At 44.1% G+C, this 18,818-nt stretch carries 15 protein-coding genes; 4 read left to right on the top strand and 11 right to left on the bottom strand.

Annotated elements, in window-relative coordinates; genetic code table 11:
* The first annotated feature begins 301 nt into the window (after positions 1-301).
* A complete protein-coding gene (locus BFC17_RS06975) occupies positions 302-3,379 on the top strand; it encodes a ligand-binding sensor domain-containing diguanylate cyclase (protein ID WP_175439537.1) in 3,078 nt (1,025 codons plus the stop codon).
* Between the two features lie 32 nt (positions 3,380-3,411).
* On the opposite strand, the gene BFC17_RS06970 is transcribed toward BFC17_RS06975, so the two are convergent.
* Entirely contained in the window at positions 3,412-5,514 is a 2,103-nt protein-coding gene (locus BFC17_RS06970) for a diguanylate cyclase (protein ID WP_139142017.1), read from the bottom strand.
* Between the two features lie 290 nt (positions 5,515-5,804).
* On the opposite strand from BFC17_RS06970, the gene BFC17_RS06965 reads away from it, so the two are divergent.
* Positions 5,805-7,703 (top strand): aminotransferase class I/II-fold pyridoxal phosphate-dependent enzyme, encoded by a 1,899-nt coding sequence (locus tag BFC17_RS06965; RefSeq protein WP_070175732.1) that lies wholly within the window; start codon positions 5,805-5,807, stop codon positions 7,701-7,703.
* 279 nt (positions 7,704-7,982) lie between these two features.
* Positions 7,983-8,828 carry an HDOD domain-containing protein gene (locus BFC17_RS06960; RefSeq protein ID WP_070175731.1) on the top strand — a complete coding sequence of 282 codons (846 nt, stop codon included), beginning with the start codon at positions 7,983-7,985 and terminating at the stop codon, positions 8,826-8,828.
* Positions 8,829-8,907: 79 nt separating this feature from the next.
* Here the strand turns inward: BFC17_RS06960 and BFC17_RS06955 are convergent, their stop codons facing one another.
* Positions 8,908-9,738 (bottom strand): lipase family protein, encoded by an 831-nt coding sequence (locus tag BFC17_RS06955; protein ID WP_070175730.1) that lies wholly within the window; start codon positions 9,736-9,738, stop codon positions 8,908-8,910.
* A 616-nt stretch (positions 9,739-10,354) separates the two neighbouring features.
* Between BFC17_RS06955 and BFC17_RS06950 the strand changes: the two genes are divergently transcribed.
* The gene (locus BFC17_RS06950) at positions 10,355-11,161 is read left to right on the top strand and encodes a hypothetical protein (protein WP_070175729.1); all 807 of its coding nucleotides are present in this window, start codon (positions 10,355-10,357) and stop codon (positions 11,159-11,161) included.
* 64 nt (positions 11,162-11,225) lie between these two features.
* Here BFC17_RS06950 and BFC17_RS06945 read toward each other — a convergent pair whose 3' ends face one another.
* From BFC17_RS06945 to BFC17_RS06905, 9 genes are all read right to left on the bottom strand, one after another.
* Positions 11,226-11,600: a recombinase family protein gene (locus BFC17_RS06945; protein ID WP_229680893.1), complete on the bottom strand. Its 375-nt coding sequence runs from the start codon at positions 11,598-11,600 to the stop codon at positions 11,226-11,228.
* Between the two features lie 411 nt (positions 11,601-12,011).
* On the bottom strand, positions 12,012-12,998 hold the full coding sequence (locus BFC17_RS06940) for a hypothetical protein (RefSeq protein WP_070175728.1): 987 nt from the start codon (positions 12,996-12,998) through the stop codon (positions 12,012-12,014).
* Between the two features lie 38 nt (positions 12,999-13,036).
* Positions 13,037-13,567, bottom strand: coding sequence for a tyrosine-type recombinase/integrase (locus BFC17_RS06935; RefSeq protein ID WP_268235966.1), 531 nt, complete (start codon positions 13,565-13,567; stop codon positions 13,037-13,039).
* A gap of 45 nt (positions 13,568-13,612) precedes the next feature.
* The gene (locus tag BFC17_RS06930) at positions 13,613-14,443 is read right to left on the bottom strand and encodes a DUF6538 domain-containing protein (RefSeq protein WP_070175726.1); all 831 of its coding nucleotides are present in this window, start codon (positions 14,441-14,443) and stop codon (positions 13,613-13,615) included.
* Positions 14,444-14,867: 424 nt separating this feature from the next.
* Complete coding sequence (locus BFC17_RS06925) at positions 14,868-16,136, bottom strand: site-specific integrase (protein ID WP_070175725.1); 1,269 nt, start codon at positions 16,134-16,136, stop codon at positions 14,868-14,870.
* The gene (locus BFC17_RS06920) at positions 16,136-16,348 is read right to left on the bottom strand and encodes a helix-turn-helix domain-containing protein (protein WP_070175724.1); all 213 of its coding nucleotides are present in this window, start codon (positions 16,346-16,348) and stop codon (positions 16,136-16,138) included. The genes BFC17_RS06925 and BFC17_RS06920 overlap by 1 nt, the downstream gene beginning before the upstream one ends.
* 139 nt (positions 16,349-16,487) lie before the next feature.
* Positions 16,488-16,820 carry a hypothetical protein gene (locus BFC17_RS06915; protein WP_070175723.1) on the bottom strand — a complete coding sequence of 111 codons (333 nt, stop codon included), beginning with the start codon at positions 16,818-16,820 and terminating at the stop codon, positions 16,488-16,490.
* A gap of 401 nt (positions 16,821-17,221) precedes the next feature.
* A complete protein-coding gene (locus tag BFC17_RS06910; RefSeq protein ID WP_070175722.1) occupies positions 17,222-18,082 on the bottom strand; it encodes a DUF3037 domain-containing protein in 861 nt (286 codons plus the stop codon).
* Complete coding sequence (locus BFC17_RS06905; protein WP_083271624.1) at positions 18,079-18,810, bottom strand: HipA family kinase; 732 nt, start codon at positions 18,808-18,810, stop codon at positions 18,079-18,081. The genes BFC17_RS06910 and BFC17_RS06905 overlap by 4 nt, the downstream gene beginning before the upstream one ends.
* Positions 18,811-18,818 lie beyond the last annotated feature (8 nt).

Below are 18,818 nucleotides of genomic sequence, written 5' to 3'. Positions count from 1 at the left end.
ATTCAAGGTTTTTACTGCCTGACTCCGCCAGGTGATCAGTTTTGCCTGAAAGACTGTCTGACAGCTTTGGCTTACTGACAGCCCGCTTTGATAATCCTTATACCTAAAGCGTGACCGCTAACCATTGGCACAGGTTTGTTTAGTCTTTATACTAACGGTTAACTTTCAGCCACTTGTTCAGTGGTATAAACCCAACAGTGACCCTGTTGGTTTATTGCGATGTCTGGAATGGAAGCCTGTGCTCACTAAGTTAATCTTAACTGTATTATGTAATTGCCTGCTGATGTCGGGCTTACTGTTAATGGCGAGCACTCATGCGCATGGCAGTGAATGGCGACAACTTTCGCAACCGGCCTTTTATTCTCCCCTGGATGCATCGGCTCCGGTTAAGGGCGAAATCAGCAGCATGGTACAAGACCAGCAAGGGTTTATGTGGCTTTTTGCGGGCAATGGGCTGTGGCGCTGGGATTCGAAATCCTTAGTAAAAGCGCAGTTGTTAATTCCTTCTTCCTTTAATGGGCCGGTGACCGTGTATAATGGTTTTACCGACACCAATGGCACCGTATGGGCATGCACCAGTCACGGCCTGTTTAAGCAAACTCCGGGAACTGTAAAGTTTCATGTTGAAGCGCCATCGCTGATAAACGGCCTGTCACTTATCCGCGGCACCGCGGTTGAGCTGCAAGATACTGAAGTACTCCTGCTGGCTTCTGATAAAGCTTTATACCAATACACTCCTGCTACAAACCGCTTTATCACCATTGAAATGCCTGATCCGCGGCGGATTCATGCTCTTTTCTCCGACAGTCAAAAAAACCTTTGGGTGGGCACTTCACAAGGTTTATATACCAGTCAGTTAAATCAGGGTGAAACTGCGGCGCTGAGTCTTCTTACACTCTTTCCCCAAAAAGCCCGTGTAAGCGCAATAACCAGTACAACGTCCGGCCAACTGATAGTAGGAACGGCCGCTGACGGTTTGTTTATACAGCAAGTCGATGGCACCTTTGCTAAAGAAAACCTGCCTGACAATGCCACTCCCTGGCTTTACAGTATTGCTGAAATCAGGCCCGACGTTCTGCTGCTTGGCACTTTTGGCGAAGGCCTTATAGAGCTTGATCTGGCCAGCCATCAACAGCGCCAGTTTTTACATAACCGCCTGTTACCGGCGGGCGTTGCCGATAATAATATCTGGTCTGTCTATGCAGGCACTGACTCACTGGTGTGGGTTGGCAGTGGCGACTCGCTGCAAGTTTATCGCGCGGGCAGTAACGCTCCGCAGCACATTTTTGCAGACGTTAACCAACCAGGCGGTCTGTCGCACCGCAAAGTCAAAGCACTGGCCATTATCGGTAACACTCTGGCTGTTGCCGCTGGCGATCAAGGCGTGGAAATGCTCAGTGCCAGTCAAGGCGTGATTTCCAGACTGTGGCCAAACTCTGGCGATCCGGTGGAAACCCTGTTTGTCGATAAGAATAACCAGCTCTTAGCTGCGGCTAATTTTGCCACCGTTGCTATTTCGCCCGACTCCCAACAAGTAACCCCGTTAAGTATTGGCGGGCGTAGTCAACGCTTATTCTCCACCGCTTTTGCCGAATCTGAGCGAGCCTTGTGGGTAGGCGGAACCGATGGGCTGTGGCAACAACAAAAACCGTTGCCAGGCATAGCGAACTTGGAAGATGGTAAACCTGTAGTGCAGCAAGCCATTGCCTCGTTATTAGCAGATAGCAACACCCTGTGGATTGGCACCTGGCAAGGCCTGATGCAAGGTAAATTAACTCATGGCCTGCTACGCAGTGATACAATCAGTGACGTTAACCATCCAGGCCTTAGCAAACAATTTATCGCCGATTTATTTAAAGACAGTCTGGGGAAATTATGGGTTGCGACTTCCGGCAACGGTTTATTTATTTATGAGCCACAGCAGGCCAACTGGACACACCTGGCCACCAAACAAGGCCTGCCTGGCAATCAGGTATCGGCTTTTGCCGGAGAGTCCAATAACCATGTCTGGCTGGCTACAACAGGCGGAATTGCAGCGGTAAATCCACGGACCATGCAGGTAAAAGTAGTGGCTGGCGCCATCGATGCAATCAATGCGCCCTATGGCCGCGGCGCTGCAACCGTTACTGCACAAAACGAAGTGGTCTTTGGCGGCGCTAACGGGCTTACCGTGCTCTCACCATCGCTGGTAAATGCACCATCACGCACGTTAAAAATAGTACTTACCGACCTTACCGTTACGGATAGTAACAATAACCGTTTAACTCCCGCTACCAATGGTGAGGCCATCCGGATCGCCCCTTTACCTAAGCGTATTGCCTTTGAGTTTATCGCGCTGGATTACTGGGATCCTGCGCATCTAAGTTACCGCTACCGTTTGGCAGGACTTGACGATAGCTGGACGTATCTTGATTCAAACCATCGGACTGTTACGCTGTTGGAGCCCGCCCCCGGAATTTATCAGTTGGAAGTTCAATACGCTGAAAACGGCTTCGACTGGCAGCCGCTGGGACTCAAACAAACATTTGAGGTAGCACCAGCCTGGTTTCAAACCCTTTTTGCGCGGACAGGCGCTATCGCACTGTTGTTTATCGCAATCGTATTACTGCACAGGTTGGGGCTAAGGCACTATCGCTACCGACAGGCTCAGCTGGAAGCTAAAATTGAGGCTCGTACTGCACAGCTTAGAGCGGCTAATCAGAAACTCAGCCAACAGGCGGCAGAACTGGAAAAAGCCAGCTTAACCGATGCATTAACAGGTTTGTATAACCGGCGTTTTTTAAGCCAGAATATTCAGCGTGATCTGAGCATAGTGCATCGTTACTACAATGGTTGCGAGCGCACGCACACCATACCGGATTACCACGCAGACGTGTTGTTTTTTGTTATCGATCTGGACCATTTTAAGCGCATTAACGACACCTATGGCCACAATACCGGTGATAAAGTACTGATAGAAACCAAACAGCGTTTGTCGGGTATTTTTCGTGACACGGACTATGTCATACGCTGGGGAGGTGAGGAATTTCTGGCTGTTGTACAGGCCACCTCTCGTCAGGAAGGCCAGTTGATCGCCGAGCGTATTGTTAAAGCGGTTAATAGCAAACCCTACTCCGTTAACACCGACACCAGTATTGATGTGACCTGCTCGGTTGGCTTTGCGGCCTATCCGCTATCTCAGCGTTACTTTAGTGAGGTTGACTGGCAAAGTACGGTAGGTATTGCTGATGCCGCGCTGTACGCAGCTAAAAGGAATAACCGCAACACCTGGACGGGGGTGATTTCGATAAACGAAAATGTGTCCGAAACCACGCTGGAACTTATACAACAGCAGCCTTCCAGAGTGTTCGACCACGCCACTGTTCTGGTAGGTCGCTAAAGTTTCCATCATCCTCAGCGACAACTAACCCACTAAACGGTTTGTTGCTTACCCTGAATCTCGGTTATCGCGCCGCTGCTAATGAGCTCGGTTAACGATTCAAGGGTAATAGAATCAGGGGTTGCCTGATTGGCCACATAACCCACCCATTGCGCGCGCCCAAGCTCTTTAGCTTTGTATAAAGCGCGATCAGCCAGTTCTATAGTTACCTGCCAGGCCTGATCATCGGCTAAAGTCAGCGGAAAATGCACCATGCCAGCTGAACAGGTTATGGGTAAAAATTCACCGTTCATATCCAGTGGGTGCTGACTTAGTCGCTGGGTTAAGCGATGATACAAGCTGTTGGCATCGTTTAATGTCATGCCTTTACACAACCACAAAAACTCTTCGCCACCCCAGCGAATAACAAAGTCACTGTCCCTGGCGCTCTCCTGCAATTGACGAGCAAAATTAACCAGTGCTATATCGCCAGCAGCGTGGCCATATTTATCGTTAAATTGTTTAAAGTGATCGATATCCAGTGCTATCAGCAGCCACTCTCCGGCCTGGGTATCCGGCGATTTTCGCATTAACCGTTTGGTTTCAGCGTTAACAAAATCGGTTAGATAACGGCGGTTATACAACCCCGTTAAGGTATCAATGCGGGCGAGCTCGGTTAGCTGTTTATTAAGCGCGGTAATATCTTCATTCTTGGTTTTGAGCTTGGTATGAGCGCGACTTCGATAACGTAATAACACCAGTAAAATGCCCAGCGTAACGGTTAAACTGGCAACGATGATATCCATCATCAGGTTAATTTTTTGATCGATACGCTGTTCGTTTTCCAGCGCCGCAATAGACTCCTGATGCAGTATTTGCTCCAGCGATAAGCGCTCCAGCTCTTTTTCTTTAAGCTCTACTTCGAAGCGAGTGGTCAGCTCGTTGATGTGTTTCTGGGATTCAAGGCTGTTGGTTTCATCAGCCAGCGCTTTATACTCCTGCATCAACACCAATGCCTGTTTGTACTGTTCGAGCTTAGTGAGGTTGTCTATCATCACCGGATAAAGCTCTAAATGGGGTTTTACCGACTCATGCTCACGATAAATCGCCAGCGATTGTGCAAAATAGTCAGCGGCCTGCTGATAGTCACCTTTATGACTGTACACCTCGCCGATATTTTTTAGCGTCATGGCCTGTAAGGGCATGATTTGATTTTGCTGATAGTATTCGCGGGCCCGATTGAGATACGTAAGAGCCTCATCGTATTTTTCCACCAACATGTAGGTGTAACCCAGATTGTTAATCGCCGAGAAATTATTAAGCCCCAGGGTTTCGGCAATTTGAATTGAATCACGCATGTGCACAATGCCTTCTTCAATTCGGCCTGATTCCACCAGCGAGCTGGCTAAATTATTTTTAACCGTCATCATTTGCGACGAACCCGGCGTAGCAATATCCAGGGCTTTTTCTGTCCACTTTACGGCGCTTTGCATATCACCGAGCAAATTGTACATAGCGCCCATACCCAACAACTGGCGCAGGCTGTATGGTTGACCGAGATCCTCGGTAATTTTAAGGCCAGTCAGCATCGACTCGACTGCCTCAGTAAAGTTGCCCTGACGGGCCTGAGATGCGCCTAAAAAGTAATAAGCATTACTGGCCAGTTCGGTTTCTTCGCCGTTGATAAAACTTAACGCCTGCTGGTTGTATTGTTCAGCCTGTTCATAGTCCCCTTTATAAAAGGCCAGCTGGCTTTGTTGATACGCCAATTCTGCTTGCAGTGTGGGCTGATTTAAGTTGACTAACAGTTTATCCAGGCGGCTTTTGGTATTGGCGATGGCGGCGGCTACTTCGGCCCCCTGTTTATCTTTATATTTGATCAGTGCCTTGAGCTCAATAAGCGTGAGTTTGGCTTGTTGTTCGGGCGTTAGTGACTGTGCAAAATAGCGCTCTGATTCCGTTAGCAGCTCGCCGTATTGTTTGTTTTCGAGAAGCTCATGCAACTGATTTGTCAGGCTGGTAAAGGCCGCTGGTGAAACGGCCTCAGCAGCATAGGCCGAGCTTAATATCAAGCCTGTAGGCGGCAATGATCCGGTTAAACCCGCTAGTAACATTAAAGAAGCGAGCTGATACTTCCCTGATATCGCTTTTTTCACCGACTACTCCTTCAACCGGCGCTTTTTAAAAGCCCTGCCGTATTGAGACAACCAATTATAAAAAAACCAGCTTAATCATTAATATTTCGCTATGCAATACAGTCATCCTGGTTTATTTTTCACGCACTTAATCACCGAATTGTTAAGACCAGCGCAAAACCTGAAACAGTGCTCTGGACAATGCCGGCTAACCTTTATTACTGAGGTAGCGAATTCGGTAAACCTTAATTATCGTGACGCCCATCCGATACTATCAATGCTCACGAAATATAAAGAAAAAAGGATCGCCCGTGACTGCTTTACCCTGCTTAAAAGTGCTTATTATCGATCACAATCAGGAACGCCTTGGGGCCACCCAGCAACAGTTGGAATCGGTAGTGGCCGTGGTAGACAGACAAGATATTGTGATGGAATTTTTAGCGGTGCATTCAAATGTAGAGCTAACTGTTGCGCTTGAGTCCGACGGCGATATCCAGGCGGTGTTGTTAAACTGGGAAACTCACGAAAACTTATTACCCGACACATCCATTATCGATGCGGTTAAATCCCGCCGATTGGAAGTACCGCTTTACGTGACCGGCGAAGATGATGTGGGCTTTGATATTGTCAGTCGCTCCAACAAAATAGAAGCTTTTTTTGCACTGCATGATATTGCGACGGATCCCGAATCCTGCCTGGCTTATATTATTAACGACTTTGATGATCGCAGCGAAACGCCTTTCTGGACAGCCTACAAAAAGTACGCTCAGGAAACCAATGACTCCTGGCACACACCTGGTCACAGCGGCGGCGCGAGTTTCAGAAGCTCCAGCTATATCAACGACTTTTATAAGTTTTTTGGTCGCAACATGTTTATCAGTGACTTATCGGTAAGCGTGGATTCACTGGGATCATTATCCGACGGTACCAATGCTATCGGTAAAGCGCAAAACCTGGTGGCCAACACTTTTGAGGTTAAACATTCTTATTTTGTGACCAATGGTTCTTCCACCTCTAACAAAATTATTTTGCAAACCTTACTACGCGAGGGTGACAAGGTCATCGTTGACCGCAACTGTCATAAGTCAGTGCATTACGGCATTGTGCAGGCCCGCGCCCTGCCCCTTTATCTCGATAGCATTCTGGACCCTAAATTTGGCATTTTTGCCCCACCGTCGCTTACGCAATTAAAAGAATTTATCAGCGAGAATCAGGATGCCAGACTCATTGTGCTGACTGGCTGTACCTACGACGGGCTGTTGACTGACCTTAAACAAGTGGTCGATTTTGCCCATCAGTTTGGTATCAAGGTGTTTATTGATGAGGCGTGGTTTGCCTATTCGCTGTTTCATCCTCAGTACCGCGATTATTCGGCCATTAATGCCGGTGCAGACTACGTGACTCACTCTGCCCATAAGGTGGTATCGGCGTTTTCACAGGCGTCTTACATCCACATTAACGATCCGGACTTTGACAAGGATTTCTTTAAAGAAATTTACGCCATTCATACCAGTACCTCTCCGCAATACCATCTTATTGCGTCGCTGGATGTGTGTCGTAAGCAGCTCGAAATGGAAGGGTTTAAGGTTATCAATAACCTGCTTAACCATGTTCGCGAGTTTAAGGAGCAAGCCGCAAAATTTAAACGAATCCGTATCTTAGGCCCAGACGACTTTAAACAAATGTTTGGGCATTTCGAGAGCGATAACATTGGTCACGACCCGTTAAAAATACTCATCGACATCTCTGAGCTGTCTTACTCCAACCAGGAGATCCACCGCTTTTTAATGGACGAAGTAGGCCTGGAAATTGAAAAGTTCACCCACAGTACGCTGCTTGTATTGCTTACCTTTGGCGGTATGCGCTCTAAAATCGTGCGCTTGTATAATGCCTTAAATAAGCTCGACTCCGGGCACGTTTCGTTGCGCCGCAGTAATCACCAAAAAGAACTACCCAATAAAATCCCGCCAATCAGCATGGCAATGCTGCCTTCTGAAGCCTTTTTTGGTAAGCGGGAAACCGTGCCGCTACAAGACAGTGTGGGCAGAATTGCCGCCGCGCTGATCACGCCTTATCCACCAGGTATTCCATTGCTGGTGCCAGGCCAAACCATTGAGGCGGAGCACATTAACTATTTAAATGCCCTATCCAGCCAAAAACTAACTATTCAGGGGCTGATTGACGGCGAGATCTACGTTTTAGCGCAATAGCATTGTGTCGCGGTCTGTAAAGCAGGCCGCCTTACCTTACTTCGATTTTTTTGCTTATTTTAACCGCATTACCGCACAGACCTCACAATTGAACTATATTTGATAGTGACTTTTAACAAAGTCAGTATGAGTAGTAGTTTAAGTTCAGTGATTACTCCACCGATGTACTTAACCCTCTCAACTATCGCTCTGCATTTTTCCAACAATCAGTACTAAAGATTATTACAGTGTATGTCGTTTGGCTGCGGTGACTGCGACTAACCAAAAGTGAAGTAACCTATGAATTTAGCGGAATTTGTTAAAAAAGCGGAATCAGTGTTTGTACTGCCAGACTCGGTTACCCGGTTAAAGTCATGCATGGAAGACGAAACATCTGGTATCAATGATGTGGCCGAAATTATTACCTTTGATCCCACGCTGACCTCCCAGTTGCTAAAAATCGCCAACAGTTCGTTATATAACTTCACCTCACCTATCGAAACCGTTTCCCGTGCAGTACAGGTAATCGGCACACGGGCGACTTACGACCTGGCGTTATCTTACGGCGTATCCCATACCTTTAAGGATATGGATAGCAGCGTAATTGATATCGACCGTTTTTGGGAACAAAGTGTCAGCTGTGCGCTGCTGGCCAAACACTTTGCCAGTGTTAAACGGATCCGCGAATCAGAACGATTTTTTGTAACTGGCCTGTTGCATAATATTGGCGAGCTGGCTATTGCACAGCTGGCCCCGGAACAAGCCAAACTCTGCAACAATACCGATGAAATCACGTCTTCCACCTACCTGCAACGTCAGGTGTTAGGCTTTACCTATTGCGACTTCTCTGCTGCTCTGATTAAAGACTGGGGCTTACCAGCCAGCATTTACATGCCAATATCCAAACTGCTTAACAATGATATTGCCGCATTAGACGAAGATGCCCTGATTGCAAAACTCGCCTACCTTTTATCAGAAGAAAACGTAAGTTTGGGAAGGAACATAGAGCACCGCCCTTCAAGAGCAGATCTGCTAAAGGCCCTTAACTTTAGCGAAGAAGACACCGAGGACGCCTTAGACGAAACCAACGTACAACTTATCAGCGTTATCCAGCTGTTTAATCCCAATGGGTTTAATATTTTTTAGCCGGACAATTAGTATCACAGCATTAGCTAAAACAGGGAGCAAAAGCTCCCTGAATTGTTTGTGAGATAACGACTAAGAGCTAATCCCTTTCGTAGTCTTTAAGCAAGCGTTCAATGTAAGATTTGCCGCCGCCCCACAGGCTATGGTTATCAATTACATCAAAGGTGTCACCGACGCGCTCAACAAAGTCTTTGAGCGCTTTGATCCTCTCTTTAAACCAGGAGCGATTATCGTCTACCACTCTTTGTTCTTTTAATATTTTCCGTGAACCCGGGTGCGAGAAAAAAGGTTCTGGCGGTACATGGGGTACCACATCACTTTCATTAACTATACGAAAATGCGGCCCCTTAATCGCAGCATTTAAATTATCAGCAAAAGTTGCATCGCCCGGGCGGGGGCTAGCGTAGGTATACAGCCCATAAACGTTGTACTTATTCTCTATCAGCATTGCCGCAAAGAGTGAAGCCAAAGCACCGCCCAGACTATGACCGGTGATCCACAACCTTTTACTGTTGGTGAGCCGGCTATCAATAGCATTTACAATACGGATAACCGCAGGAAACAAAGCATCCTGAAATCCCTCGTGAGCAAGCGTTTTGCGCAATGGGCCGGCTTCTCTGACTGCCTGTAAATTGGTTAACCAGTCGTTTTTCATCTCGGCAGTACCACGAAAAGCAATCACCACATCCGTATCATTAGCACAGAGGATAGCCTGAGTATCCACATCAGAACCCTTTTTAACCGTGAAATACTGATAGTGTTTAAAGCCCCATTGCTGCCTGGCAACCTTTCTGCCAACAGTGGATTTTTCGTAAGCCAGTTTAGCGAGCAATGCCAGTGCCAGCGCATTTTTCTTACTGTAGTTTTCAGTCCCTTCCAGGCTGGGATACAAATGAGCATAGGTAGTCATATTTCGGTCCTTGATACACTGATCGAGCTATTGTGAGTAGAGTTAATCAATACTTCCATTCGATTAACTCCAACAGGTAGATATCAACAGTATTAGAAAGTTTTTAAAAAATTAAAAGTTTTACTATGTGATTTTTAACCTGACAGAGAGGGTGTTGACCTACTTGAGCATTGTACTTTTGTTATTGATATTCGCAGCTATCCACTCTTCAGCTTGCTGCTTTGTTAACACTTCATAAGGAGCATTCGAGCGTGAGTATAAATAAAAGCTTCCCCCTTCTTTTTGCGTCGATAAGCTAATTCAAGGCAAAGGTCACTGTCACTAACTGTAAGCGAATTCAAATTCAAAAATACTCATGCAATTTTAGTTATTAGTAAGGCCCTTAGTTACAAGAGTTTAATCAATGCTGGACTCAGGCTTTGCTGCCTAATTTACGCATCTCTTTCCTGCAATCCAGATTATTACTACCTAATTTACGCGCTTGAGTCTCCTATTTTAGTATTGGATATTTCGTTCAAGAAATAGAAAGATTCACTTAGAGCCTTTCATAAAATGTTTTTTTGATGAATATCCCCTAAACTTCATATCAAATACTAGTAATAAAAGGATTTAACTAATGAATGAAAAATCGCTTGTAACCCTTTATGAAAGTGCGAAAAGTTACCTAATCGAAAGAATCAATCGAGCAGATGCTGAAACAATTTTAGAGCATTATATATCGCTGTCAGATGGAAGCGTAAATATCACCAGCATTGAGAATTTGTATTATCGACTTTTATCATCTGCACAGAATGCCAACATGAAAGCTGGCGTTATCGGTGGGTCAATTGGAGGAGTAGACAAGCTCGGTATTGTTCTTTGCGACTTCTGCCCAATTAACGTTGTAGAGAAATACAATGAAGATCATTTTGCGTTACTTAATGAAATCGAATCCCAACTGAAACCTACCGGTAAAGTTCGAAAGACACCACAAAGTATCTGGCCAAGATATTGTGAAACTGCTTTAAGTGCAGCTAATTTCTTATCACAATTTAACTCTGGCCAAGAATTCTACTCTTGGGCAAATCACTACTATAATGACCCACGCTCCCTAGCTGCTCTGCCACTTATACTCGAGCAAGAAATTTATGGTATTGGGTATCCTCTAGCATGTGACTTTTTGAAGGAGCTCGGCTTTATCAACTATGGTAAACCTGATGTTCATATCATGGATATATTTTCTGGTGTTGGCCTATGCGACTCAAAACTTACCCCTTATCAAATTCAAAAAATAATAGTAGAAATCGCATTGGCTAATCGTGTATCGCCATACAATGTTGATAAAGTGTTCTGGCTCATTGGTAGTGGTAAATTTTACGATCATCCTGAAATAAACAATACAGGCAGAAATAAAGCTGATTTCGTCCAGCAATATAACTCCTGATAAATGAGGGAAGGTAATTTGGGGAAGAATGACAGAAAAAGAAACGTTGATATTCAAATACGATCTAGTCACTACAAATGGTTTGATTACATATAAAGGGCTCAGCAAGCATATGGAACATCAGCTTGCCGTGTGGCGTAGTAGTGTTGATGCTTTGATCAATGACAATAAGGCCAACGCCTTTCTCGTCCAGTTGCTTGGATATGTTCGCTTGGTCAACTACTGAACGACCTAGACGGTCGAACTTAGTGGCAACAATAGCTTCACCTTCACGTACATAGTCGAGCATCTTCTGAAGCTCAGGATCGTCTGCTGTCTTACCTGAGCGCTTCTCTTGGTAAATTTTCGTGCAGCCTCTGGCTTGCAAAGCGTTAAGCTGCACATCCAGCTTCTGTCCAGTAGTCGATACCCGTGCATATCCAATCTGTCGACTAGTCATGTTCACTCTTTTTTCATTAAAGCCTAAAAGTTACGTAAACATTATATTAATGAACGGTATTTGAACGGCCAAGTGATCTGTTCATTATCTATTACTTTCGTGAACACCGGCGACCAGACAAGCTGATAGTCAGGAGCGTATGCCATGACGTTGTATTCTTATTGTTTGTTCGTTGTCATTGTCATGCGCTCTGACTTTTTCTTGCATAAGTCGGGGACACCCTGAGCCGTGGCTATAGGCCGTCAGATTGTTATGCTGTAAGTGAACGGAAAGTTCATGGCCTGAGTCCAGCTAAAGGCTTTTTCTGGAGGCATAGGGGTACGGGGGGGAAATGGGGCTTCATCACTGTCGATGTGCCCACTCAGATTTTTGCGGTAAATTAGCCTGAAGAAGAACGCAAGAGCATTACCGTCAGTCGGTACCTAATATCCCTAACTTGCCCTCAGAATTTAGACATAAGCTGGGTTCAAAATTTATTTTCTTTTGAAGGAAACTTGGGGCTTTCTCAGACAGAGGCTCTATATAGAACATACTTTCATCACACCAGTCTTCAGCCGGAAGTTCCGTGTCCATAATAGCGAAAGCGATAGTTAGATCTTTACCATCTTTATCCAGAATGACATGTCCAGTTAGTAGAAGGTTGCCATGAGACTCTTCTCTTTCAACTGGATTACCATCTTTATCAACGAATGTCTGTTTGTATGATACCGAGGGCTGTTCACAAGAAACTTTACAATAGCCACTCTTATGGGGACTAACTTTAAACTCAGCATCGTTTATCAACAACAGAACACAGGCAGTAATCCGACCTGAATGCTTACGCAGTGCCTCCTCGTTAAACTGAAGCTTGTTTGCTTCCAGTACTGCAATAAATTCTGATATTAGTTGCTCTTGACTAAAAGCGGGCCTAGTACTAATGAAGCCCAACAAATGCTGTATAGCTTTGAAGTTGTCTTCAGATACTTTGGGTTTGCGTAGGTAAGCAACTTGCTTCTTTTTATCCTCAGCAAATATTGAATCTATCCTTTTTTTCAACCTATCCCGACTAACATTAAACTTCTTCTTCAACTCTACATCTGCGCACTTGTCAGCCTGAAAACTTAGTAGCTTTTTTATATACAGAGGAAAAGGTTTCCTAATGTCCAGAGGCTTTTTTGGAGAAGCATACTCTAGAAAAAACTTGACGTTCAAGTAAACAGACTCTAGAGACTCGAACGTCAGTCCTCTGTCTCTTTCATCATTATGAGCGACGAAGTGTGACACCTCGTGAAAAATTTTGTGACCACGGCAATAAGCCCTGAGTCGCGTGAAAATGTTATCGACATCGTTTTCGTCAAAGTCACCCGACTCAATTTTTGATAATGACTTTTGAGCTTTGGCTCTTTCTAGTGTTTTCATAATTCCCTTTAAAAATAACTACACCAATGCAGACCGACTCAACTTGGCAAACTGTCTACGCGCTCATTGTCCACCATCAATGAGTACTCAGCAATAGCTGTTAAACACCGCGCTTTTTCAATCTTCTCAACGTACTGCCAGAGTTCATCCTTATTCTTGTATTTACTGTAAAGGTTGTAGGTCAGTGACAACTGCTTGTGCCCTGCCAGCTTCGTAGCGATTTCTTCTGGACAGCCTATTTGCTCCAAAGCTGTAGCAAAGTGACCACGGAATGAATGCAGACCAGTCTTGTAGCCTTCAACTTTAGCAAAGCCTTTCGTCAGCTTACCGAACTTGGACGATATACTGTTCACAGCCTCATTAGCACCAATGACAGCATTGCCCACTTCTGGGAACAACCAAGGTGAATCACCAGCTCGCTCTATTACTTGTTGTAATAGTGGCTTAATGGCTGGGCATACAGGCACTATACGCTGAGCATTAACCGTCTTCCCTTCCCTAACCTCGAAGAACAAGCGTCCCTCTACGTCAACGAATTGCTCGGTCTTTGCCAATGCAAGCTCACTCAGGCGCGTACCTAAGAATGGCAGCAGTCTAGGCAGAGCGTATAGAGCTTACGGGTAAGCCCAAGTTTTACTGTTAAGCTTGTCGTATTCAGTCTTGGCTAAGATCTCAGTCAGCTCATCGTCCGTGAAGTTACGGTAGTGTTCTGACTTGCTCTTCTTACGGCTAGCTTCAACCTTAGTGTTTAACCACGGATTATCGCCAGAAGCTCGCTCTCTGGTAACCGCCCAACGCCACAACTCCTGCAACTTAGACTTGTAGTGTGTCACAGTGCTTGCTGACTTGCCTGATTCAAGCAGCCCATCAATGAAGCGCTGAGCCTGACCTGAAGTAACATTACAAGGCAGTTCATCACGTCCCAGGAATGCAACCAGAGCTTTCACATAAGTAGACATAGCAGACACGTACTTAGCGTTCTTCTTGTCCTCTGCCCACTTAGCCCACTCTTCAGCCAGCTCGGATATTGTTGGTTGATACTCTTCAGGAATTTTGCCGGTCTTCATAGCAGTCCATGCAGCTTTGACAGCCGGACTTTTTGCGTCCTCTTCGCTGTCTACAAGTTGCTCTGGCTCAGCGTCTTCCATCGGGTTATATAAATCTTCCTTGGAAAGCTCAGCTTGTCGTTCCTCATACTCCTTACGCCATTGCGAGTAGTAATGAAAGAACTTGGCCTTGTCGTTTGAACCGCGCTTCACATGAGCCAGCTCCATCTCTATATCAGCGTTTATCGCGTTACGCTTTAAGATGGCCTCATGATAACTGTGCGTGTTTAGCGTGTGTTGAATGTAGTTAGAGCCATACTTGTCTTTCAATAATACAGGAGTCTTGCGGCGATATAGCCATAAACCAGATGATGCTCTCTTGAGATACTTCTTATCCATCGTCAATAACCATTGTTCAAATTAGCAACAACCAGAACTAAAAGTGACCCAAAAAGTGACCCAGAAAGTGACCCAACGGCTTTCTTTAGTTCGTTAATTCGTGGATATTTTTAGAAACTGAATGGCTGTATGTCAAGCCACTCAAGGGGAGTAGAGAAGTTGGTCGGTGTGAGAGGATTTGAACCTCCGACCCCTGACACCCCATTTTAGCGTCACGAAAATAATACCAAAATAATAAATCATTGTAAAACAGTAATTTAATATAAATAACATCCCAAAACCTGCCTCAAAAACCATAAAATCCCAAAAAACAGCAAAACTCACAAAAACAACAAGTTATGTAATTTTAACCACTGTATTTTGGGACGGATAATTACTGCTATTCTGGCATAAAAAAACCGCCATAAATCGGCGGTTTTCGTTATCAAAGTGTGACGGTGGATGGAGGAACTCGTTTGTATTTGTCATGCCCTTCCTTGTAGCGTTGAGTCATTTTCATATCGGAATGTGCAGCCCTAGTCATGGTTGCTTTTTCATCTTTCGCTTGCTTATCGTGTAGATAAATAGCTAGGGATCGAATTTCATGAAATCCAGGACGCTGCTTCCGGTCTTCTATATCGAGGTATATATCCAAAGAATCTCGGAGTTTAGAAAACTGCTTACTTAGGTAGTCCGACTTTAGCTGCCACGGATGTTCAAACTCATCTGAATAGTTAACATTATGATAGCGCTTTTTTCTATGGATAATGAACGGGCAACTCGGTTCGATATCTTTTGAAAATGTCACTCCCAAATCCTCAACAGACGCTTGAATAGTCTCCATCATTGCATTTGTAATTGGAATTTCAACATTCGAGGCTGCACATTGCTTGTTTTTTTCTCTGGATATCCACATCATTCCATGCACAAGAAGTTCATCAGGAGTATCTTCGCTTGGTTCTAGATAGGTTTCTGAATCACTACAATACACCTTTGGACTCGCAAAATAGTGACAGTCTGAATATTTCAGATTCACAATCTCATTAACCGCGTGACAGGTCTGTAGTGAAAGCATTATCGCGGTTTTAAGAAATGGCTCAGCTACGTCAGCCATCATCATGAGCGCATACTTAGAGATACGAACTGGCGCTTTTAACTTAGCCTTTTTAGACCTTTTCTTGATTTTTTTATCGTTAGCGCAGTTTCGCTCCATGTAGCTCATATCTGTCAGCTCAGCAAACACGCATCTTAGGAAGAGGACTTTTCTATTTCGGACGTTAACGGATGCACCTGCATGATACTTATCCAGATACTCGTTAATATCTTCTAGCGTAATCTCTTTTGTGAAGTAATCTCCGAAGAAGTCGATAAAGCGTTCACAGTCTCTGTCAAACGTTTGCAGCGTACTTTTAGACTTCCCTTCATTTTCTTCATCGAGATTTTGCTTTATCTTAGGCCACACCTTATGCACACGAACGTTGTACTTATCTGCTCGCGACCTTATACGTTTATCACTGTTACGATTTTCTTTATTAAACTTGACTACAGATTGCTTGATTGCATCTAGAGGGCAATGCTCTGGGAAATAAGTATCTTTTCCTGCTTCGTTCCTGTAAAAGTAACGCAACGTTCCCCGCACTTTACGAGAGTAAAGCCCTAAAGGCAGATCTTCGTTTTTAGTTTTTCGTTTACGTCCCACTTCTTTAGCAACCATTAGTTAGCCCCCATCAACAGTCTTAGACAAACGTCTTTCGGGGATTCATATGTCATCGATTCATTAAGATCATCAACATGCACGAGCCAAATCCCCCCGCGTTTAGCGCCTTTCAGTTCTCCACTTTTGATCCAGTTGATGACTGTTTGTGATGAAACTGGATCATCAGCCAGGTATTCGTTGATGTATTTAGCGACACGTATTTTTCTCATATAGCAAGTTACCTCGATAATTAAACTGAGGTCATGCTATAAAAAAATTTCAAATTTCCGATGGCCGTTTTACGGGGTTTTGTGCATCCACATGATTTTTAATGAAAAAATAATTAAAAAAAGTTTTTCCCAAGATTTTTTACATAAAATCATCGTTACAAATATCATGATCGGACGATAATGAGTGGTCGTCATTGGTTAGGTTGCACGTCGAGTCCAAAGAGGAACTTGTGTCTTCACTAAAAGCTGAATGCAGGGTATCTTGGGACAGAACGTGATTATGGTTCACTGTATCCTCAACCTCCCTCGCAGGGCCATCACCATATACATAACCACCAACATCAACACATCCATTGTTAACTAGGGGCAAACCCGATCCAGGGTTAAGCTGTTGCATTTTCTCGTTTGATGCTGTTGTGACATCCTCATCAGAAGAGCAGTTGCCGAACAGTAGCTTGCTTAGTAGAGACATTATATTTCCTTCGAATTTTTTTATTCACTTGAAATATAATGAAAAATATGGCAGTTTCAATTTCATTGACTGCATAGTCAGCAACAATGAAATTGCATTAACCAGTTCATACATTAGCCTGTTTTTTCAACATTCTCGCAACTAGAGCACTTTTCAATTGAAGAGGATTGAGAAGAAACACCTGTATTTTTTATATTGAAATTTGTTTTGGAAGGATCTGTGATAGGGTGTGGTGGTTAAAACGGCATTTTGAAGCCAAATGGGGCTTCATCATTGATAAGTGCTAATGTGTTATATTTGGCGGTTTGTAGCGTTCTATTCATTGTTTTCATCACTAAATATTACTCATTATTACTTAATTTTTGGCCCCTATTTGGCCCCATATATTTTTGGGGCCTAAACTATTGCCACGAAGTTGAAGACTCGAAATGATCTCCAGAATCACGGGCAAAAGAGACTATTTTACTAATGTTCTCGAATTGCTCCAGATTAACACCAAGCTCTTCCACAGACCCAGTGACTTCTTCATAAACCTCTTTAAAATCAGTATCAGGCGTTAACGGAGGCTCAACTGCAATGAGCGCCTGATCGGGCATGACAATATTCTTCTCAATCAAAGCCTTCATCCGATTTACCCACATAAGTCCATGCTCAGCAGCACTCATCGCTGTCTTTTGATCGAAAGCCAATGGTTTGATTATGCGTTTGCCTAGATGAGTATTCCTTACGAAAGGAATTGTGAATTCGTAAATCCCAGCTTTAAGCTTACGCTCGTTGTATTTATGGGCCAGTTCATTAGCAAAAGTCTCGCGCAACGCTTTGACCATTTGTTGTTCACGATATTTTTGATTTACAAAATCACGGGCAACAAATTTTTGATACAACTTATCCAACATTTGTTCAGCAGTTTCATTAGCTAGAAGTCTGCTCACATTGCCAAAATGCATTACAGATTCGCGTTGACGCGTAAGTTCTCTGAAAACGCCGATTAATTCTTTATTTCTTATGTGGTTTGCTCGACAAAAGCTCTGTAATCTCGTTAACTCATCGGTAAATGATTCAACCGCTTGTTTGTAAAGCTGTTTATCCATTTCTTCGAAGAAATGCGTCACTCGGCCAAAACGTTTTGGAGATACCTTGAAAATAAGCCGTCCTTCTTTAGGCTCAACCAAGACGATACCAACATTTGCAAACTCTCTAGTCTCAATGAAAGGCATAAAGCGAACTACTGCATACTCATATACAGAATTGCTGTGAATCATGCTAAAGCCTCCCAAAAGTTATCATTTACAAAGTCGTTCAATAGTACCCGTATTCTATTCATTTCTCCATCGGCATCTTTAAGTCCATCGAGCCATTCATGAGGTATGAAATCAATGATTGCATCAAAATCTGTCATAGCCCCTTCAAATCTGGCTTGATAATGTGCTCTATCAATTACATCTGTAAATAAATCGGTTTGCCCCTTAATTACCGAACTCGCTGCGTGAAGGGTTTTATGTTCAAGACTAGAGAAGTAATGCTCAAACGCCAAGTTATGGTCAAATACCACTAAATCGCCAGTGACAATATTATAGTAGAGGTTAGGGTTCCCCCCTTTATCAGTCAACGTTCTATCGCCGTTTTTGATCCAATAGTCAAACAAAAAAAGATCTAATAACAGAGGCTTATTTACTTCCCTAAGTCTTTCTAAATTCACTTCCTGCAAGCTATCTTTCAGTTCTGAAGCAAACGCGATTCCGCATCCCAAATCATTAGTTAACTCGTCGTCGCCTTCAACTAGAAGATCATCGATATACACTAGTTGAGAATCAGGTACAGGCAGGCCGAATCGAATACCCAGTTGGGCTGCAACCCATTCATAGATGCAACCAAGATATGTGGCATTTAACCGTTTAACGACGTAAAGTTTTCCATCATCTCCACGGCACAGCCAGGGTTTGGTAACCCCCTGGGTCATCCGTTGTTGAATTTCGATTATGTTTATCAATAGATTAA

The sequence above is a fragment of the Marisediminitalea lipolytica genome, from assembly GCF_001758465.1.
GTDB lineage: Bacteria > Pseudomonadota > Gammaproteobacteria > Enterobacterales > Alteromonadaceae > Alteromonas > Alteromonas lipolytica.
The sequence above is the reverse complement of the archived record's forward strand: the minus strand, read 5'-3'. Positions and strand labels throughout refer to the sequence as shown.